The sequence below is a fragment of the Roseibium aquae genome (assembly GCF_008711285.1).
GTDB lineage: Bacteria > Pseudomonadota > Alphaproteobacteria > Rhizobiales > Stappiaceae > Roseibium > Roseibium aquae.
The window spans coordinates 1-19,745 of the sequence record NZ_VXDC01000023.1; the positions used below are offsets into that span (position 1 = coordinate 1).

At 61.3% G+C, this 19,745-nt stretch carries 19 protein-coding genes, 4 pseudogenes and 1 riboswitch; of the genes and pseudogenes, 14 read left to right on the forward strand and 9 right to left on the reverse strand.

All coding sequences use genetic code 11. The features are described from left to right. Positions 1-32 precede the first annotated feature (32 nt). The gene (locus tag F0184_RS19915; RefSeq protein ID WP_244299381.1) at positions 33-167 is read left to right on the forward strand and encodes a terminase gpA endonuclease subunit; all 135 of its coding nucleotides are present in this window, start codon (positions 33-35) and stop codon (positions 165-167) included. Between the two features lie 24 nt (positions 168-191). Continuing rightward, positions 192-416: pseudogene (locus tag F0184_RS19920) on the forward strand (transposase); the annotation flags it as partial. Positions 417-547: 131 nt separating this feature from the next. Here F0184_RS19920 and F0184_RS19925 read toward each other — a convergent pair. The 8 genes from F0184_RS19925 to F0184_RS19960 all read right to left on the reverse strand — a co-directional run bounded on the left by F0184_RS19925 (position 548) and on the right by F0184_RS19960 (position 6,618). Next, positions 548-1,255: a cysteine hydrolase family protein gene (locus F0184_RS19925; RefSeq protein ID WP_150497906.1), complete on the reverse strand. Its 708-nt coding sequence runs from the start codon at positions 1,253-1,255 to the stop codon at positions 548-550. A 78-nt stretch (positions 1,256-1,333) separates the two neighbouring features. Next, positions 1,334-2,257 (reverse strand): LysR family transcriptional regulator, encoded by a 924-nt coding sequence (locus F0184_RS19930; protein WP_150497907.1) that lies wholly within the window; start codon positions 2,255-2,257, stop codon positions 1,334-1,336. Beyond that, a complete protein-coding gene (locus F0184_RS19935; RefSeq protein WP_150497908.1) occupies positions 2,254-2,646 on the reverse strand; it encodes a nitrile hydratase accessory protein in 393 nt (130 codons plus the stop codon). Before F0184_RS19935 ends, F0184_RS19930 begins: the two co-directional genes overlap by 4 nt. Beyond that, on the reverse strand, positions 2,643-3,329 hold the full coding sequence (gene nthA, locus F0184_RS19940; RefSeq protein WP_150497909.1) for a nitrile hydratase subunit alpha: 687 nt from the start codon (positions 3,327-3,329) through the stop codon (positions 2,643-2,645). Before nthA ends, F0184_RS19935 begins: the two co-directional genes overlap by 4 nt. Positions 3,330-3,331: 2 nt before the next feature. After that, positions 3,332-4,015, reverse strand: a complete 684-nt coding sequence (nthB, locus tag F0184_RS19945) for a nitrile hydratase subunit beta (RefSeq protein WP_150497910.1) — start codon at positions 4,013-4,015, stop codon at positions 3,332-3,334. A 7-nt stretch (positions 4,016-4,022) separates the two neighbouring features. Beyond that, entirely contained in the window at positions 4,023-4,835 is an 813-nt protein-coding gene (locus F0184_RS19950) for an ABC transporter ATP-binding protein (RefSeq protein ID WP_150497911.1), read from the reverse strand. Next, positions 4,832-5,614, reverse strand: coding sequence for an ABC transporter permease (locus F0184_RS19955; protein ID WP_206668391.1), 783 nt, complete (start codon positions 5,612-5,614; stop codon positions 4,832-4,834). Before F0184_RS19955 ends, F0184_RS19950 begins: the two co-directional genes overlap by 4 nt. Then, on the reverse strand, positions 5,611-6,618 hold the full coding sequence (locus F0184_RS19960; RefSeq protein WP_150497912.1) for an ABC transporter substrate-binding protein: 1,008 nt from the start codon (positions 6,616-6,618) through the stop codon (positions 5,611-5,613). Before F0184_RS19960 ends, F0184_RS19955 begins: the two co-directional genes overlap by 4 nt. A 912-nt stretch (positions 6,619-7,530) precedes the next feature. Continuing rightward, positions 7,531-7,640, forward strand: a riboswitch (guanidine-I (ykkC/yxkD leader). Positions 7,641-7,713: 73 nt separating this feature from the next. Between F0184_RS19960 and F0184_RS19965 the strand changes: the two genes are divergently transcribed. The 11 genes and pseudogenes from F0184_RS19965 (at position 7,714) to F0184_RS20020 (ending at position 18,443) form a co-directional block, all read left to right on the forward strand. Beyond that, positions 7,714-8,787, forward strand: coding sequence for a putative urea ABC transporter substrate-binding protein (locus F0184_RS19965; RefSeq protein WP_150497913.1), 1,074 nt, complete (start codon positions 7,714-7,716; stop codon positions 8,785-8,787). 73 nt (positions 8,788-8,860) lie between these two features. Then, positions 8,861-9,679, forward strand: coding sequence for an ABC transporter permease (locus tag F0184_RS19970; RefSeq protein WP_150497914.1), 819 nt, complete (start codon positions 8,861-8,863; stop codon positions 9,677-9,679). Then, positions 9,676-10,501, forward strand: a pseudogene (locus F0184_RS19975) (ABC transporter ATP-binding protein); the annotation flags it as partial. The gene F0184_RS19970 and the pseudogene F0184_RS19975, both read left to right, overlap by 4 nt. 1 nt (position 10,502) lies before the next feature. Then, on the forward strand, positions 10,503-11,330 hold the full coding sequence (locus tag F0184_RS19980) for an urea amidolyase associated protein UAAP1 (protein WP_150497916.1): 828 nt from the start codon (positions 10,503-10,505) through the stop codon (positions 11,328-11,330). 14 nt (positions 11,331-11,344) lie between these two features. Further along, the gene (locus F0184_RS19985) at positions 11,345-11,998 is read left to right on the forward strand and encodes an urea amidolyase associated protein UAAP2 (protein WP_150497917.1); all 654 of its coding nucleotides are present in this window, start codon (positions 11,345-11,347) and stop codon (positions 11,996-11,998) included. Further along, positions 11,998-15,534: an urea carboxylase gene (gene uca, locus F0184_RS19990; RefSeq protein WP_150497918.1), complete on the forward strand. Its 3,537-nt coding sequence runs from the start codon at positions 11,998-12,000 to the stop codon at positions 15,532-15,534. The genes F0184_RS19985 and uca overlap by 1 nt, the downstream gene beginning before the upstream one ends. Next, positions 15,534-16,125, forward strand: a pseudogene (locus F0184_RS19995) (amidase family protein); the annotation flags it as partial. The gene uca and the pseudogene F0184_RS19995, both read left to right, overlap by 1 nt. Then, on the forward strand, positions 16,099-16,962 hold the full coding sequence (locus F0184_RS20970) for a hypothetical protein (protein WP_244299383.1): 864 nt from the start codon (positions 16,099-16,101) through the stop codon (positions 16,960-16,962). The pseudogene F0184_RS19995 and the gene F0184_RS20970, both read left to right, overlap by 27 nt. Before the next feature lie 19 nt (positions 16,963-16,981). Further along, positions 16,982-17,269, forward strand: coding sequence for a DUF6127 family protein (locus F0184_RS20005; protein ID WP_036708271.1), 288 nt, complete (start codon positions 16,982-16,984; stop codon positions 17,267-17,269). Between the two features lie 73 nt (positions 17,270-17,342). Beyond that, complete coding sequence (locus tag F0184_RS20010; RefSeq protein WP_150497919.1) at positions 17,343-18,017, forward strand: YcbK family protein; 675 nt, start codon at positions 17,343-17,345, stop codon at positions 18,015-18,017. 162 nt (positions 18,018-18,179) lie between these two features. Continuing rightward, positions 18,180-18,443 (forward strand): hypothetical protein, encoded by a 264-nt coding sequence (locus F0184_RS20020; protein WP_150497921.1) that lies wholly within the window; start codon positions 18,180-18,182, stop codon positions 18,441-18,443. A 312-nt stretch (positions 18,444-18,755) separates the two neighbouring features. Here F0184_RS20020 and F0184_RS20030 read toward each other — a convergent pair whose 3' ends face one another. Beyond that, positions 18,756-19,250 (reverse strand): DUF2924 domain-containing protein, encoded by a 495-nt coding sequence (locus tag F0184_RS20030; RefSeq protein ID WP_208998581.1) that lies wholly within the window; start codon positions 19,248-19,250, stop codon positions 18,756-18,758. Positions 19,251-19,394: 144 nt separating this feature from the next. Here F0184_RS20030 and F0184_RS21155 point away from each other — a divergent pair. Then, positions 19,395-19,745 (forward strand): annotated as a pseudogene (locus tag F0184_RS21155) (hypothetical protein); the annotation flags it as partial.

Consider the following 19,745-nt stretch of genomic DNA (forward strand, 5'->3'; position numbering starts at 1 on the left):
TCACCGCCGGTGCCTCGTTCCCGGCGGGAACAGTGCACCTGCCTTCATGGAGTGACAGCGAATGGCTGAAACAGCTGACGGCCGAACAACTGGTGACGGTGAAGGGCAAGCGTGGCTTCACGCGGCTTGAATGGGGACTGTCACGAATTCTGTGCTTCGGGTCATGATGATGGAAAAAGGAGTATCATCGCATGGCCATATCGAAACAGGTTTTGGATCAGTAGCTTGGCGACCGCGACCCTAACGAAGTTTTCAGCAAGGACGGGTTGCTTGACGATTTGAAGAAGGCGCTGGCGGAGCGCATCCTGAACAGCGAGCTCGACGAGAATCTGGAGAACGAGCAGGGCTCGGGCAAGGCGAACCGCCGCCGCGCGAATGGGTCGAGGCGAAAAACCAGTTCGCCATTCTCTTCGAAGAACGCTTCAGAGCGTATGAATGAAACCGGCCCGAGCACAAGATTCTGGATAGTCCCCTTGAATGTAGCTCTCGCATATTGCTCCATACCCATTTCTTTCAGCGAGAAGCAATCGCTGCCGATAACGTTACGCTAAAAAGCGTCCAAATCCTGCAGGTTTTCGGTAGCCGCCAGTAGAGACTTGCTGGAAGTAACCGAGCCGAAAATTCCTCCTTCTGTAGCAATTGTGCCGATGGCAGAAGTATGGTGTTCGGCCACAGTTGCAGCACAACAGTCCTCCAGCACCAGGCAATCGAATCCAAGGTCGATCGCTGCGCGCAGCGTCGAATGGACACAGACATCGGTGGTCACGCCACAGAGGACGAGACAACGCACACCATGGACCCTTAGGATCTGCTCAAGATCCGTCGCATGAAAGGCGCTGTATCCCGGCTTGTCGATGACGATGTCGTTGTTGCCCGGTGAGAGTTGAGGGATGATATCCCAGCCAGGCTCTCCCCTGACAAGGAAGCGTCCGAGTGGACCAGGTGCTCCGATTTCGGCACCGCCGCGGCGCGAACGTGCTGCCTTCTGAGGCGTCAGATCCGCCAGATCAGGTCGATGTCCCTCGCGGGTATAGATGATTTTTGCTCCGAAGCGTTCCATCCGGTGTCGCACCGCCGCGATGCGGGGTATAAGTGGGTCGACATGCTCCACTCCATAGCCCATCGATGCGATGTAGCCACCGGGCTCACAGAAGTCGCGCTGCATATCGATGATGAGAAGGGCCGCACTAAGCGGCCAGTCGGAAGGGTTCAATGGCCACGGCTCCGGGATCGCCTCAACAGCTGCACATTGCATTATGGAAACCTCCGAATCCCGTCTCTGCATGCAATCTGCGGCAGACTTTGCGAACGACCCACACTGAATTCTCAATGCCTATATCGAGATTGCAGATGCTTGCCGCGCAGCGGGCAACAGCTCCTGCAGCAGGCGCTGTACGCCAAGGTCCGCCCCTTGATCGTTCATCGGCTCAATAAGCACTATTTCGGAGGCGCGCATGTATTGGTCTCTCAAGATAATCCGCATCTCGCCACTGCGCACCCAGGCAGAGACATAATGCTCGGGAAGAAAGCCAATATGAGTGCCGGCCAAGACCAGGTAGGCCGCAGCCTCAACGCTGGTGACGGTGCCCGCGATTAATTCTTCGCGATTGCCGATGGGAAACAGATCAGAGTGGTTCAGGAAGGTGCGGATCACCTTAGGTGCTTCGCTGACAGCGACGCGGAGCTTATCCTCATCATGCACATGAAAGAGGGGGTGCGCTGCCCCACACACGAGTACATCCAGCTCGCGATAGAGTGGCGTGTAGCGCAGGGATGGGAGCCGCTTTTCGATAATCGACACGCCCAGATCGACTCGCCCAGCCGCCACGGCGAGCTCGATCTCTGCCGGCGACAGGATATCAATGGAGGTGCGCGGGCCGCGTTCGAATGTCGACAGTGATCGCAAAGCTGGCACAATCGGACAGCGGGGGTCGGTAATCAGATTGTCAATGAGAGCAAGCCGACAGCGGCCAGCGACGGCACCCTTGAGAATGAGTGCCTTGTCTTCAAACTCGGCGAAGGCATCAACCAGCTTGAGCGTCGAGACATGCAGGGCACGACCACGTTCTGTGACTTCGAACCCGGCCCGGCCACGTTTGCATATCTGATAACCCAGACGCCGCTCCAACTCAGCAATATGGGTGCTGATAGTCGACTGGCTGATCCCCAATAGGCTCTCTGCTGCGGAAAACCCGCCGCACTCTACTACAGCCAGAAAGACCCGCAATTGGCGGATATCGTAGTTAGAGAGCTTCACTCGCCCGGCCCAAAAACGACCAGAGGCTCGACCCGCAGCTTTCCCTCCGGGCCATAGGCAGCATCATGCTGGTGCTCCCGCGTTGCCGCAGCGACAGCAACCAGACTGGCTTCCATCGCCGAGACTGCTTCGGCTGAAAGCAAACCACGGCGTCGAAGAAGCGCCGTCAATGCCTCAACCCAGTGGGTGTAGTATTCCTCGTCGGTGCGGATGCACCCGAGCTTTTCATAAGCCCCAATCTTGTCGATGAGTTCCCCCTGAAAGTCCTTGAGCGTAAACAAGCCGCGTTCCGACAAGGCCAGGACTAGCGCGAATGCCCGTGCATTCCAGGGTTCGGCGAATGCGAGGTCTTTATCCTCGGGATCTATGGAGCTTTCTGCTGCAATCATGATGGCACCTCAGGTGCTGCAACCTTTGCGACACCGATCATGGCGTTGCGACGAACGAGCGCTGCCAGCTCGTCTTCGCTCATGTTCTCGGTGCCAGCTGGACGCTGCGGGAGCACCAGATAGCGAATTTCCGAGACGCTATCCCAGACCCGGATTTCTACCTGAGGCGCCAGCGACAGCCCCATTTCAGCAAGAACCGTGCGCGGCTCGCGAACCAACCGGCTGCGGTAGGCGCTGGACTTGTACCAGGCAGGCGGCAACCCCAGAACAGGCCAAGGGTAGCAGGAGCATAGGGTGCAGACGATCACGTTGTGGACATTGTCGGTATTCTCGACGACATGAAGCAGTTCCGTTTCCGGGCCGCCAATGCCCAGCTCAGCGCAGGCAGCTAGCCCGTCGGCAAGCAGCCTTTGTTTGAATGCCGGATCAGTCCAGGCCCGTGCAACCACCCTGGCACCCGTCTTGGGGCCAACTTTTTCCTCGTAGTGCTGGACGATTTCATCGACCCGGGCGGAATCGATAACACCCAGTTCATGCAGCAGCGCCTCCACGGCCTCGGCCCGCGTCGCCTGCCAGGGTTTGGTTGGTGCATGTGAATGCCCCGGGCGCTCGCTGTCCGCGTGCCTGTGGTGGTGCGCATGGTCATGGTCATGGTCATGATTGTCGGTATCGTGGTTCGTCATGGTCAAGTCTCGTCGTGCTCGAGGTAGGCTTCGCTAAGGTCAACATTGATCTTTGTGCCTGGCTCGGCGGCATCGCCCCAGAGCTCCTGGGCATCGAATGTCACATTGTAGACAGCCTGCGGGTTATCGCCGACGTTGTGGGCTCGGGTATCGGGATAGATCCAAGACTCCGCGTTGACTTTGCTCACGACGCCAGCCCGACCGCGGACATAGGCGGTGAGCCGTGTGTGGCCAGAATGGTGCAGGTTGCGTACCCGCACCCGGTCGCCGACGGCGAACGACGGGGTGATGGGCTCCTCCGGCCGCTGAGCGCCCCAGCGGATCTTCTGTTGGGCAGTAAGAGGCCACTGGCGTTGAGGCGTCAGGGTACTAAACTTCGGGATATTAGCCGCCTGCTCGTCAAGCCGCCGATCAACCTCCGTGCGGCGGAGGATTAGCTTACGATCAAGAATACGCTCCATGGCGAACAGCCATCGACCATAATAGCCGTCTCGAAGATAGTCTGCAGGGTGCATCAGTTCGATCTCGTGTCGATGCTCGTCTAAATTGTAGATGCCGGTTGTGTCGAGCACCTGGGTCATCGCAAATATCCGGCCCTCCCAGCGCGCATGAAATACCGGCTCATCAGTTTCTACTGGCACTTCTCCGAATCCGTGCAGCCCGCCCATGTCATGAATTCCATTCATAGATGCCTCACTCGATCAAATTCTCGATACGACGTTGTAGAGCCAGGAACGTAGTTCCATAGCGATCCTTAAACTCAGGGTCACTTGTGTCCTCATCCAGGATAATCCGAGCTGGCTGATACCCTAGAATGACAACACGGTGCCCCATGGTAATGGCCTCTTCGACGTTGTGGGTCACCATGACCATGGTCGTGCCAAGCGCGCTCCAGATCATGTTCGTCATTTCGCTCATCCGGCGGCGCAGTGTTACATCGAGAGCACTGAACGGCTCGTCGAGTAGCAATACACGAGGCTCGGTGACGAGCGCGCGGGCAATGGCGGCACGCTGGCGCATGCCACCCGAAAGCTGGTGCGGATAGCGATCAATGGCGTCTGCCAGGCCCACGGTCTCGATAATCGACGAGAGCCGGCTCTCCTTTTGCTCGCCAGTCCAGGGGCGATAGCGAAGGCCGAACCCCACATTGTCGCGCACGTTGAGCCAAGGAAATAGGTTGTTTTCCTGAAATATCATAACGATCTCAGGCGTCGGCGCCTGAAGGTAGCGACCCTTAAACAGCACGCCGCCGGTGGGTGCGCCGGTGATGAAGCCGCCCAGTGCTCGCAGCAGGGTGGTTTTGCCCGAGCCGGATGCCCCGAGAATGCAGGTGATCTTGCCGGTCTGGATGGCCAAAGAGAAATCTTGGAGGGGAGCGACAACCGTACCTCGCTGTCCGGGATAGGAGATGCTCAGGCGGCTGGCCTCAAGAATTGGCCGCACGCACGAACCTGCGGCAATATCCGGCGGCAAGCTGTCGACATCCATTGGCGGCGAGATCGTCATACTCTCCACCACACGATCCTGTTGCTGATAAAGTTGAGGACGCGATCCACCACGAAGCCGGACACTCCTATGATCACCATGCCAAAAAGGATCAAATCATTATTGAAAAGGTTGCGCCCCATCATAATGATGGCACCAAGTCCGTCGCGCAGACCCACCATCTCGGCCACCAGCACGGCCATCCAAGCGGCTGTAAAATTAGACCGCAGCAGAACGAAAACGCCTGGCAGGATTGCCGGCAGTGTCACGCGGTAGAAGCGTTCAAACGGCGAGGCCCCCAGATTCGCGGCCACAGTATGAAACTCCGGCGGAATACGACGGATTTCGGAGAGGGTCGCTATGGTGAGGACGAAGTAGACGCCCATGAAAACGATGAAGATTGCGGCGGTATTCGAAATGCCGAACACCACGATCGCAGTCGGGATCCAGGCGATGGGCGCAATCGGTGCCAACAGATAAAGCAATGGGCTGATGCACCAAGTCGCAACTCGAGAGAGACTGAGAAGTGCGCCGGTCAGGATCGCAGCCGCAAATGCGATCCCCATTCCGGTAAACACACGCAGGAAAGTAGAGACGAGGCTCTGTGAAATGGGTGAAGCCTGCGACCCCATGCCGATGCGGAACCCGCTTTCGGCTACCACCGCCATGAACTGGCTTGGCGGTGGTAGCACCGTAGAGACTGCCAGACCAGCCGCCGCTGACCACTCCCAAAGTCCAAGGACGGTGAGAAGGGAAAGCGTACCCAGGACGATGGGGGCGGCTTTACTGGCATTGGTCACGGCTGGAGGCTCTCGGCGACGACAAGGTCAAAGATGTCCTTGGCAGCGACGTCGCCCTTGATATAGCCGAGCGCCGCGAGCGAGCCGACGACCTTCTGGATGGAGTCGACGTCTGGAATGAACGAGACCGGCGCTGGGGCGGACTTGAAAGCTGCCAGGAGCACATCGCCGCTGACGCGGAAGTAGTTGCCGGTTGCTAGAAGCTCGACTGCCTTGTCCGGCGTCTCGTTAATGATCTTGGCTCCGCACATCAGTCCCTTGATATAAGCAGCAACCACATCGGGTCGCTCCTCGAGGGTCTTGCCAAGCACGCTGACCACGGTGTTCGGCGACATCGGACCCCAAATGGCTGCATTCGTCGTCAGCAGAAGGGCCCCCTTCTCGGCAATCATCTCACTGGTATAGGGCTTAATGTGACTGAGGATCTCTACCTGACCGGCCCTGAAGGCCTCAACCATCGCAAGAAGATCGTTGAAATAGACAAATTCGACCACAGCCGGATCGACATTTTGAGCTGCAAAGGCATCCGTGAGGATCAACTCCAAAGTGTCACCCTGAAGTGTCGCAATTTTTAGCTTGGGCTTGCCGGCCGCCGCGTAGGCAGTAATGTCGGCAATGCTGGCCAGGCCCGTTTCCTTTTGCGCGATGACTTCCATCACGCCCCAGCCGCCGGCGGCTGCAACCACCTTAATGTCGACGCCGCTGTTGGCCGCGAAAAACGGCAGGGTGAACGGATTGGTACTGAAGTCGATTGCGCCACCGGCGAGTGCCGCATTGTTGTCTCCAGGATTGGCGAAGAACACAGTCTCGACATCCAGCCCTTCGGAAGCGAAGCAGCCGCTCTCCTTGGCAACAAACAACGGCGCCATGTCGATTGCGACCAGGTGACCAGCCTTGACCTTTGTCAGGTCCTGAGCGTTGACGGTGGTAGCGCCAGACAATGCAACGACAGCCACAATGGCGGCAGAAGCCCGGAGAAGTCTCTTCAGTGTGTTTTCTTTCATCACTAGCTCCTTGTGCGGATCTGAGCACGGGTGGCGCTCATTTGAGCAGATTTCCACACTGCCTAACTGTTAACCAGAACGAGCTTTCAATACTTACATTGGCTTTTTCGATGCAAGAATCGTGCCGTATGGCTGCTCCGGGGAGTGCCCGCTTACGCTTTGCGGCTATTGGAGCGCCGAGCGACCCCGCTGCGCCCGAACCGCCCGGTTTTTAGGCGGCATGCCCTAAAATTTAGCGTCGGTGGAACTCGCGCGATTATCGAATGCGCTTGTTTGAGGGCGGCAGACGGGCGCGAACTGCTGCGCAATCAGTCCCGATCAGTGCCACAAAGTCTCTGCCACCATCTGCGGCAGGCTGATTTTTGGTAGAAACTGCCGCTGGCCACTGGCAGGTGGTTGCTGCCGTCGCTTCCAATCACTGCTTTGGGGTGAATTGCTGACAATCCCGGATTGGCGTTCGGACCAGTGCCAGCACCCGGCCATCGCCGTCATCAGGCAGTTGCGGTCGGCAGCGCACACCACCCCTGAACCCTCAGACAGGCAAAAGGATCAGTTTGTCATCCGGCAAGGGACGCTGCAGGGCCTTGGCTTCGCCGCCTCGCGTTTCGTCGAACAGATTGCCCTTTCCCTGTCAGACGAATACCGACCATTGGTCTGAACAGTTGCCTCGGGATCGGGAACGTTTGTGTCCCAGGAACGATCAACACATCATTAGATGGGCTATTTGCGATGGGGCCCCTTTTTCGGCCAGCACAAGATGCCAAGAGCGAACGATACTCTGTTGCCTCTTCATTGGGCGGAGAGCTTGCTACTTTGCCGCTTTTCCAGTCACCAACCTGTCTTAGACTCTGAAATAGCCGGGATTCCAGCTGCCGTTTACGGACTGGCACGACTCTTGTTATCTTGATTTCAGAGTTTGGCGGCTAGGGTTCCGGTGCGTTTTGCATGGCTGGTCCGAGAGCTGCCACCGGCAGGGGGAGACATCCCTTCCGGATGCACGGCGGGACAAAAGCCCGGGAGACCTCGTAAGCCAAGGGATTGGCGGCGCGATGGTCATGCCGATCCCTTCTCGAAAAGCCAGAAGGGGAACTGAACATGCAGACTTTTTCACGATTTCTATTCATCTCGCTCCTGACTGCGACGGTGGCATTGTCCGGGGTTGCGACAGCCCAGGCGCAGCAAAAGACCGATTTCAAGGTTGCCTGGTCGATTTATGTCGGCTGGATTCCATGGGGCTATGCGAATGACACCGGTATCGTGAAGAAGTGGGCCGACAAATACGGAATCACGATCGAGGTCACGCAGTTCAACGACTATGTGGAGTCGATCAACCAGTATACGGCGGGCGCCTATGACGCGGTGACGCTCACCAATATGGACGGGCTTTCAATTCCGGCCGCAGGCGGCGTGGACACGACCGCCATGATCGTCGGGGACTTCTCGAATGGCAATGATGCGCTGATCCTGAAGGACAAGACTTCCCTTGAAGAGGTCAAGGGACAGGCCATCAACCTGGTGGAGTTCTCCGTCTCGCATTATCTCCTGGCGCGAGCCCTCGAGAGTATCGGCCTCTCCGAACACGATGTGAAGGTGGTCAACACCTCGGATGCCGACATAGTTGCCGCTTACCAGACAGCTGACGTTACGGCGGTTGTCACCTGGAACCCGCTGGTCTCGACCATCCTGGAGGAGCCTTCTGCCAAAAAGGTCTTCGACAGCTCTGAGATCGCCGGGGAAATCATCGACTTGATGGTCGCCAATACGGATGTGCTGAAAGATAACCCCGATTTTGGCAAGGCACTTGCCGGCATCTGGTACGAGACGATGGCGATCATGACCGCCGATACGCCTGAAGGTACGGCAGCCCGCACCGCCATGGGCGCGGCTTCGGGGACCGACCTTGCCGGTTTTGAAGCACAGATGGCCGCGACCAAACTCTTCGACAAGGCAGAAGATGCTGTCGCCTTTACCGCCTCTCCCGATCTTCCAATAACAATGGATCTTGTCCGCAACTTTCTGTTCGAAAAGGGTCTGCTCGGAAGTGGTGCGCCTTCGGCTGACGTGATCGGCATTAAAATGCCGGATGGAACGGTGCTGGGTGACAGTGCCAATGTGAAGTTCCGCTTTACCACCACCTACATGGATATGGCTGCCAAGGGAGAACTCTGAGCAAGGACTTTCAGAGAGGACGGGGGCCGCATCGGTCGGCCCTCTCCCATTTTGCCCGTGAGGATCACCCCGAATGCGCTGGATCAATACCAAGCCCGGACAAGGCGCACGCCTCACACTGGCGTTGCTGCCCTTCCTGTTGCTGCTTGCCGCCTATATGATTGGGTCCGCCGAGAGGCTGGCAGACAATCCGAACGACAAGCTGTTGCCAGGACTTGATGCTCTTGGTGCTGCGATCCAGCGGATGGCATTTACGCCGGATGTGCGCACCGGCGACTATCTGCTGTGGACCGATACCGCCGCCAGCCTGACACGCCTTGCCGCAGGGCTTGGCATCTCGATCCTGATTGCCCTTGTTCTCGGCCTCGTCATAGGCACCCTGCCCTATGCACGGGCCATGCTCTCTCCCTTTGTCGATGCTATCTCTATGGTGCCGCCACTGGCTCTGCTTCCGATCCTCTTCATCGTCATGGGGCTGGGTGAGGCCTCGAAGATCGCGCTGATCGTTATCGGCGTCGCGCCGATCATGGTCAGAGATCTGGCCCTGACGGCACTTGCCCTGCCGCGCGAGATGATCGTCAAGGCCGAAACGCTCTCTGCCTCCTCCTGGCAGATTGCACTGCGGGTGGTGCTGCCGCAGATCCTGCCGCGCCTGATAACCACACTCCGCCTGCAGCTTGGCCCTGCTTGGCTCTTCCTCATCGCGGCCGAAGCGATTTCCTCCGACAGCGGCCTCGGATACCGGATCTTTCTCGTTCGTCGCTATCTCTCCATGGACGTCATCTTCCCCTATGTTCTCTGGATCACGCTGCTCGCGATCCTGACCGACATCCTGCTCGATCGCCTGCGCATTGCCGTCTTCCCCTGGTCCGAACTGGAGAAGGGCAAATGAGCGCGCTCTCCATCAAAAACCTCTGGAAGGAATATGGCGACCAGATCGTGCTGGAGAATGCCTCGATCGAGATCGAATCCAGAGCCTTCGTCGCACTGGTCGGCCCGTCCGGCTGCGGTAAGTCGACCTTCCTGCGCCTGCTGCTCGGCCAGGAGCAGCAGACCAAGGGTGAGATCCTGCTTGATGGCACCCCTCTGCCGAAGGAGCCAGGGCCGGACCGCGGCGTCGTCTTCCAGCGTTACTCTGTCTTCCCGCATCTGACCGTGCTCGGCAATGTCATGCTCGGCAAGGAGCTGAAAGCCTCGCGCTTCGCCGCTCGCCTGTTCGGTGCCGCCAAGCGCGAGGTTGAGGACGAAGCCCGCACGATGATCGCGGCGGTCGGCCTTGCCGGTTCTGAAGACAAGTATCCGGCCCAGCTCTCCGGCGGCATGCAGCAGCGACTGGCACTCGCCCAGGCGCTGATCATGCGGCCCAAGGTGTTGCTGCTCGACGAACCTTTCGGTGCTCTCGATCCGGGCATTCGCGCCGAGATCCATACGCTGATGAAGAAGCTCTGGCACGAAGCGCCGATGACCGTCGTCATGGTGACCCATGACATGCGCGAGGCCTTCACGCTCGCGACCCGTGTAGTGGCTTTCGATCGTCCCCGCGATCGTCCGGAGGAAAAGCTCCGCTACGGCGCGACGATCACCCGCGACATCGCCATCTGGCCCCCCCGCAAGGCGGGCGAGGCCTCCCTCTTTCGCCCCGACCGGGACGGCCCGGTCTCTTCAAAGGGTCAATAGCCGGGACGACCCGGCCAACGAAACCACTGGAGATCAGCATGCATATCCGACGTTCCGCGCAAGAGATCGCCGCCAACCGGGCGCGCTACGAGGAGCATCAGAAGAAGGGGCTGGAATTCGCACCGAAGGCGCTGCCCGTCAAGAGCGAAAAGCCCGCGCCCGCAATTGCTGCCGAGAAGATCGTGCATCAGGAAAAGCTGCCCGGCGGCTGGTATTGGTGGACCCGCGTCAAGGCCAGCGAGACCTTGCGCATCGAGCTCGACGAAGGTTTGTCAACCGTATCGGTCGTCGCCTGGAACGCCGAGGACCCGACCGAGCGCATGAACCTGCCGGACACCGTCAAGGTGCAGTGGACCACCGGGCTTGGAAAGGGGCGTGTCGTCTTCTCCGACATGGGCAAGGTGATGTTCTCGATCACCGAGGACAGCTCCGGCGCTCATGACGTGCTGATGGGGGGCTCGACAGCTTCCTCCAACGCGAAGAAATATGCCGGCCAGAACGGTCCGGCGCTGCGCAACACCCGCGACAACTTCGTGCTCATCGCCACCAAGGCCGGCCTCGACAAGCGCGACATTCCAGCGGCTCTCGCCCTTTTCGCACCCGTCCGGGTTGATGCCGATGGCAGGTTCGGGTGGAAAGCGGATCTCGTTTCCGATGGCGACTATGTCGATCTGCGCGCCGAGATGGACATGATCGTCGGCTTCTCGAATTGCCCGCATCCGCTCGATCCGAACCCGGTCTACGCCCCCAATCCCGTCAGCATCACCCGCATCGCGGCTACCGAGCCGGCAGCTGATGATCTCTACCGAACCGCCACCGCCGAAGCCGTCAGGGGCTTCGAAAACAACGCTTTTGCGGCGCTCTGAGAGGAGAGGCGATCATGACCAGTTTCATCCAGACCTCTCCCGTTCGCACTCTCTCCAACACCGCGCAGGATCACTACATCGCTGCCGAAGCACCCTTTTCGACCTTCATCAGACAAGGTCAGGTGGTGCGTATAGAGGACACTTATGGACAGCAGGCCGTCGATACGCTGTTTTACAACGCCCATGATTTCTCCGAACGCTATTCCAGCCAGGACACCATGCGCGAGCAGGGGGCGGCCTATATCTCGACCGGGACGAAGGTGATTTCCAACGAAGGCCGCGTGATGCTGACGGTCACCGCCGACAGCTGTGGTCGGCACGATACCTCCGCCGGCGCCTGCTCCTGCGAGAGCAACACGGTCCGCTTCGGCCACTACACGAAATACCTGCATGCCTGCCGCGACAACTTCGTCATCGAGGTTTCGAAGCATGGCATGAGCAAGCGCGACGTGGTGCCCAACATCAACTTCTTCATGAACGTGCCGATCGAACCCTCAGGCGAAATGACCATCGTCGACGGCATTTCCGCCCCCGGCGACTATGTCGAGCTGAAGGCGGAGATGGATGTGCTGCTCGTCATCTCCAATTGCCCGCAGATCAACAACCCCTGCAACGGCTTCGATCCCACGCCGATCCGGGTCCTCGTCTGGGACGACGAGGCGGCCTGATGTTCAGACGAGTTCTTATTGCCAATCGCGGCGAAATCGCCGTGCGCGTCATCAAGACGCTTCGACAAATGGGGATCGCAAGCATTGCGGTCTATTCCGATGCCGACCGGTTTTCGAAACCCGTGCTCATGGCCGACGAGGCGGTGCGCCTCGGAGCGGCGCCGGCCAGTGAAAGCTATCTGAACGTGGAGGCGGTCATCGCCGCCTGCCGTCAGACCGGTGCCGAAGCCGTGCATCCCGGCTATGGGTTTCTCTCGGAGAACATCGGCTTTGCCGAGCGGCTGAAGGCGGAAGGCATCACCTTCATCGGCCCGACGCCGGACAATATCTCCGCCTTCGGCCTGAAGCACACGGCGCGCGAACTGGCCAAGGCGAGCGGCGTGCCGCTCTTGCCCGGCTCCGGCCTGCTCGACAGCCGGGAAGAGGCGCTCTCCGCAGCTGAGCAGATCGGCTATCCGGTGATGCTGAAGTCGACAGCCGGTGGCGGCGGCATTGGCATGCAGCTTTGCGGCGGCGCCGAAGCCCTCTCCGCAGCCTTTGACACCGTCCAGCGTACGGCAAAATCCAGTTTCGGCGACGCCCGCGTCTATCTCGAACGCTTCGTCTCCAAGGCTCGCCATGTCGAGGTGCAGATCTTCGGCGACGGCAAGGGGAGGGTGATTGCACTCGGCGAACGCGACTGCTCTCTGCAGCGCCGGAACCAGAAGGTGATCGAGGAAACGCCGGCCCCGGGTCTATCCGATGCGGTGCGTCAGCGCTTGCATGCGGCCGCTGTGTTGCTCGGCCAGCAGGTGGCTTACGCATCCGCGGGGACGGTCGAATTCATCTATGATCCCGCCCACGAGGAATTCTACTTCCTTGAGGTGAACACCCGTCTGCAGGTCGAGCATCCGGTCACGGAAGCCGTTTTCGGTATGAATCTGGTCGAATGGATGATCCGCCAGGCTGCCGGCGAAGATGTGCTGACCGGCAACGAACACCTCGTGCCTAAGGGGGCTGCGATCGAAGCGCGCGTCTATGCCGAAATGCCCCATTCCAACTTCCGCCCTAGTTCCGGACTGCTGACTGAGGTGGTTTTCCCCGATGGCATCCGCGTTGACGGTTGGGTGGAGACGGGAACCGAGGTTACGCCCTTCTACGATCCCATGCTTGCCAAGGTCATCGTCTCGGGTGCCGATCGCGATACAGCTATTGCCGCGCTCTCATCCGCGCTGGAAAAAACCTCGCTGACCGGCATCGAGACCAATCTCGAATATCTGAAGGCTATCGCCGCCTCCAACCTGTTCCGCAGCGGCGATGTCGCGACCACGGCCTTGAGGGATTTCGCCTTCGTGCCGGATGTTGTCGAGGTGATCGCCCCGGGCGCGCAATCCAGTCTGCAGGAACTACCGGGCCGCCTTGGCCTCTGGCATGTCGGCGTGCCGCCCTCGGGACCGATGGACGAACGCTCCTTTCGGCATGCCAACCGGCTGGTCGAAAATCACGATCATACGGCGGCTCTGGAACTCACCGTCTCGGGGCCGGTGCTGAAATTCTTCTCCGATACCGTGATCGCGCTTGCCGGCGCGGTCATGCCGATGAAGCTCGACGGCGTCGAGGTGCCACACGACGAGGCAGTGCCAATTAAGGCCGGCCAGACGCTGGCCATCGGCAGCATCACCGGTGCCGGCCAGCGCGCCTATCTGGCGGTATCCGGCGGTTTCGATGCACCGTTGGTGATGGGCTCCCGCGCCACCTTCGGCCTCGGCCAGTTCGGCGGCAATGCCATCGGCACGCTGCGCGCCGGCCATGTGCTGCGCATAGCCCGTCGAAACCAGACGGATATCCTGCCGGCAACCGAGCCGGCGGAACTGACTCGCGAATGGTCCGTCGGCGTGCTCTACGGTCCGCATGGCGCGCCCGACTTCTTCCTGGAAGACGATATCGAGACGCTGTTCTCGACGCCTTACGAGGTGGATTTCAATTCGGCGCGCACGGGTGTGCGCCTAGTCGGCCCGGCACCCAAATGGGCGCGCACCGATGGTGGCGAGGCGGGGCTTCACCCCTCCAACCTGCATGACAATGCCTATGCGATTGGCGCGATCGATTTCACCGGCGACATGCCGATCATCCTCGGCCCCGACGGCCCAAGCCTCGGCGGCTTCGTCTGCCCGGCGGTGATTGCCCGCGACGAGCAGTGGAAGATGGGTCAGTTCAAGCCGGGGGACAGGATCCGGTTTCATCCGGTCTCGCGCAAAAGCGACCCGCTTGCCGGTCCCGTGATCAGGTGTATCCCGGAAGTAGCCGGCTCGGCGGTGGTTGGAACCGTCGAGGAGGTTGATGTGCCTGTGGTCTACCGCCGACAGGGTGATGACAACCTACTGGTCGAATACGGCCCGATGCAGCTCGATATCGGCATCCGCATGCGCGTCCATCTGCTGATTCAGGCGGTCAGGCAATCGAGGCTCGAGGGCCTGATCGACCTGACGCCCGGCATCCGCTCGCTGCAGATCCATTATGACAGCACCACGCTGTCCCGCTCGAAACTCTTGGGAGCACTCGCCGAGATCGAGAAAAGCCTCCCCCCGGTCTCCGCCGTGAAGGTGCCGAGCAGGACCGTCTGGCTGCCGCTCTCCTGGAATGATCCGGATGCGGAACTGGCCATGCGCAAGTATCAGGAACTCTTACGGCCCAACGCGCCTTGGTGCCCGTCGAACATCGAGTTCATACGGCGCATCAACGGGCTGCCCAACGAGCAGGCGGTGAAGGATACGATCTTCAACGCCTCCTATCTCGTGATGGGCCTCGGCGATGTCTATCTCGGCGCGCCGGTCGCCACCCCCATCGATCCCCGCCACCGGCTGGTAACGACGAAGTACAATCCTGCCCGCACCTGGACACCTGAAAACGCTGTCGGCATTGGCGGCGCCTATATGTGCATCTATGGCATGGAGGGGCCGGGGGGCTATCAGCTTTTCGGGCGCACGATCCAAGTCTGGAACACCTGGCACCAGACGGATGTCTTCGCCAAGGACAAACCCTGGCTGCTCGACTTCTTCGACCAGATCCGTTTCTTCCCCGTGAGCCACGAAGAACTGACGGAGGCCCGCGCCGCCTTTCCGCGTGGCGGTTATCCGATCCGGATCGAGGAGGGCACCTTCTCCTATGCCGACTACGAGGTCGAGATGGCCCACAATGCGGCAAGTATCGCGGGTTTCAAGCAGGGACAGCAGGCGGCCTTCGAGGCGGAGCGGAAGCGCTGGAAGCACGAGGGGCTCGACTCGTTCCAGGTGGATGACGGCGCAGGCGTTAGCCTCGACGGCGATATCCCCGAAGGCTGCTTCGGCGTTGTGAGTGCCGTGCCCGGTAATGTCTGGAAACTGCTGGTCGAAGAAGGCCAGTCCGTGCAGGCTGGGGATACGCTTGCTATCATCGAGTCAATGAAAATGGAAATTACCGTCACCGCCCATGCTGCCGGCCGCGTCCGGGATCTGCGGGCCGGGCCGGGTCGCAACGTCAAGGCCGGCGATGTCCTGGTCATCTTGGAGGATCAATAATGCTGCCCATTGTTCTCGATCTCGCCTCGCTGAAGGCCGCCTATGCCAGCGGGCTGACGCCGCTGGACCTCGTCGAGGAGGTCATTGCCCGCCGCGAGGACTCCGATGATCCTGCCGTTTTCATCACCGAAACACCAGCAGACGATCTGTAGACGGCGGCAAAATCCCTGATGGAGCGCGCGCCTGAGGTAAACAGCTTGGCCCTCTGGGGCGTGCCTTTTGCGGTGAAGGACAATATTGACGTGGCAGGCCTGCCAACCACCGCTGCCTGCCCGGCCTATGCATATTATCCCGAAAAGGATGCAACTGTCGTGGCCAGGGTCAAGGCCGCCGGCGCATTGGTGATTGGCAAGACCAACCTCGACCAGTTTGCCACGGGCCTCAATGGCACGCGCTCAGCCCATGGCGCCCCGCGCTCGGTATACAGGCCTATGTCTCCGACGGCTCCTCGTCCGGCTCGGCCGTCACGGTCGTGGCCGGGCTGGCGAGCTTGCACTCGGCACAGATACAGCAGGTTCGGGGTGTGTGCCGGCCGCCTTCAACAATCTGGTCGGGATCAAGCCAATGCCGGGCCTGGTGCCGAATGTCGGCTTCGAGGAGTTCGACGGATTAGCAAATAGTCCGAGGGACCATTTGCCCGGAGAACGGCTGCTGCTGGTCTACGACGGGTCCATCTGGGTCGGGACCACGCCAGACGCGCTGCAGAACCTCGCGCTCCTCGGGGTCGGCGCCACGGCGGATGCGTCGAACCCGTTCTCGGCCAAGCTGAACGCCGCGCTCTGGACGGCGAAGACCATGGCCGAGGGCGGTACCGGCGATCTCTTCTACACCATGAACAAGGAGGCTGCGGGCGACGATCTCGGGCTGACGCTACAGACCGGTTTCGTGACCAAGGCGCTGGTGGGACTGTTCGGCTCTGACCGGTTCCGTCTCGCGGTCTCGGCCGACGGCAGCACCTTCTTCGACGGGCTCAGCGTCGACAACGCCACCGGCATCGTCGACCAGCCGCGGCTGCCCCGGTTCAAGGCATACACGAACTACGACAACTATGTCGGCGTCGGGACCTGGACGAAGATCGGCCTGAACAACACCGACACCAACGACCAGGGCGCCTTCGACGCCGCGAACAACCACTTCGTCGCCCCCGTGGACGGCACCTACCTCTTCGGCGCGACGCTGCTCTACAAGGTCAACGCCAGTACGTCGGCGCGAATGAGCGGACGGCTCGTGCTGAACGGCACGAACGAGATCCGCGGCTCGTTCGGCGAGATCAGCGGCGCGCATGTCTCGGAGGCGACGGCGCTCTGGCTGCAGACGATGGTCCCGCTGACTGCCGGCAATACCGTCGAGCTGCAGGGATATTTCCGGGTCGCGGACGGCTACTTCGCCGCCGACCACACGTCCTTCTGGGGCTGCAAGGTCGGCTGAGCGGCGGAAGGAGGATCCGATGAACCCACCCCGATCCGAGGGCTTCGTGCGCATGCCCGACGCCGAGTTCGAGGCGATCCTGACGCGCGCCGCCGAGGAAGGCGCGAAGCGCGCGCTCGCCGATGTCGGCCTCGACGGCGACGAGGCCGCCCTCGACATCCGCGATCTGCGCTCCCTGGTGGACTGCATCCGGCTGGTCCGCCGCACCGCCATGCAGACGGCCGTCCGCATGATCACCACCGGCGTCATGCTGGCGCTGCTCGCTGGCATCGCGATCAAGCTCAAGATCTTCGGCGGCAGCCCGTAGCCGCGCCCCATCCACATTCATCAGCCCGCAATGACCCGCCCTCGAGGCGGGTTTTTCGTTTTGGAGGACCCCCATGACCACGACCTTCCACCGCCATTGGCGCGACGCCCCGGAGAGCACCTGGCGCTGGCCCAACTTCTCGCCCGCCGAGATTGCCTGCCGGGGCACCGGCAAGCTGCTCATCAACGCACCCGCGCTCGACAAGCTGCAGGCGCTACGCGACCGGCTGGGCAAGCCGCTGATCGTGCGTTCCGCCTATCGAAGCCCCGAGCACAACCGTGCCGTCGGGGGCGCCACCCGGTCGAAGCACCTCGACGGCGCCGCCTTCGACATCGCCATGGCGAACCACGACCCGGTGGCGTTCGAGGCAGCGGCGCGCGAGGTCGGGTTCCTCGGCTTCGGGTTCTACCCGCGCTCGGGGTTCATCCATGTCGACCTTGGCCCTGCGCGTCAGTGGGGCGAGCGGTTCCCAGTCCGGGCGACGGCATTTGCAGCCGAGACTCCGCCCGCGCGCGAAGTGCTGGCTGACAGCCGCACCATGAAGGGTGGCGGGGCGGCGGGTGTCGCGACGCTCGGCGCGGCCGGGGTGGAAGTGGCCCAGCAGGTGCTGGCGGAGACGCAAAGCGCCGTCCTGCCGCTGGTCCCGTATCTCGATACCCTGCGCTGGGTGTTCATCGTGGTCGCCTTGGGCGGCATCGCGGTCACAATCTACGCCCGCCTCGATGACTGGCGCCGGGGGCGGCGGTGATCGGCACCTTGCTCGGCGGGATCGCCACGAGCCCGTGGATGCGGGCGGCGCTGCGCTACGGCGCCATCGTCCTCGCCGTGCTCCTGTTTCTGCTTGCGCTTCGGCGCACTGGCGAACGAGCGGGACGCCTCGCTGAACGCCTCAAGACAACAGAGAAGGCCAATGATGTCCAACGCCAGATGCTGGAGGCGGCGGCTCGCCGCCCTCGCGATCGCGACGAGCTTGCTGAGCGGCTGCGCGACGGTTCGTTCTGAGGAAGGCTGGCTCGCGGCGTGCCCGCCCTTCGTCGAGTATGACAGGGAGTTCCAGGCGCGGGCGGCCGAGGAACTTGCCCGGTTGCCGGAGGGATCGGTGATCGCGGAAATGCTGGCCGACTACGCCGTGATGCGCGAGCAGGCGCGATCAGGTCCCAACTGTGCCTCCTGATCAGTATCTATCATGACTTCAGCCGGAGCCTCGCGCTCTTTCCCAGATCCGGGTCCAGGCCACCCGCTCGGCCGGACGGACGAGGCCGTCCCTTTCGAGCCGCGGCAGGAGGTGGAGAATGCCGCTGTTGCTCATGCCGAGTGCATCCCGCAATTCGGCTTGAGTGCGGGGCCTTTCAAGCGCAGTCAGGACAAAACGGCGGCGCTCCTCGGGACTGCTCCTTTGGCGACGGTAACGCCGCTCCTGTGCGCAATCCGGCATCACGCGGCGTCCTGGCGATCATCATTATCCGCGCTGGCCTGCGCGAGCGCGTCATCGACGGTGGATGCATAGTGCACGAGCGGCCTTTTCAGACCGTGGTTTACGAAAACCCTCTGGATGTCGCGGCTGGCACCCGTTCCAGCGCGTGCCGGTGATGGCGCGGGCGATGGCGGACAGCGACCTGTAGGGCCGCCCCTGCCATTCGAAGCCGTCGGCGGTGACGGTGACGATCTGCTCGACACCCTGCCACTCGCGCAGCAGCCGGGTGCCGGTGATCGGGCGGTCGCGATCGGCGCGGATGCCGCGCTTTCTCTTGTCCCCGCCGTCCAGTTCCTCGCCCAACCGTTCAAGCCGCCGGATCGTCTCGGGCTTCAGCCCGCCATAGGCGAGTTCCTGGATGCGATAGGCCAGGCGGGATTCAAGGTAGCGCCGGTTGAAGGGCGGCGGCTCGCTGTCGAACAGATCGCGCCACTGCTTTTTCAGGTCGGGCGTGGTCGTGGTCTTGAGCGCGGCCAGTCGCGCGGGGATGGGATCGGACTTGTTCATGCATTTCTCCGGTGAGTTGGAGTTGCATGACGGCATTGGTCGGGCGGATAGTGTAGGCAACGTTCTCCAGTATCGTCAGATACTTCGCCCGTCTCCCGTATCCGCAACCGAACCAATCCGAGCGCCAGGAGGCCACACAGTTCGGTGCGGCGCTCGCTGGGCGTCAGAAGCTTTGGCGACAAGGCGTTCGGGCGTTTCATGGGCATCTGCGGCGAGCATGCGCTGGCGCGCGTCGTTGAGCGGGCGGGCAGCGTGCTGGTGGCCCGCTGGCGCCTTTTACCTGCGGATGCGCGGCTGCGTCCGCTGCCATCGCCGGAAGAACGCGGCCGGGTCGGCCTTGCCGCCATCCTGCCGAGGCTCCTGGTGCGGGCACGCTTTCCAGCCTACAGGGACCTGAACGGATTCGACTTTACCAGCAGCGAAGTCAACGAGGCACTCGTGCGCCAGCTTCACCGCTGCGAGTTCATCGCGCAGGCTCACAATGCCGTCTTCCTC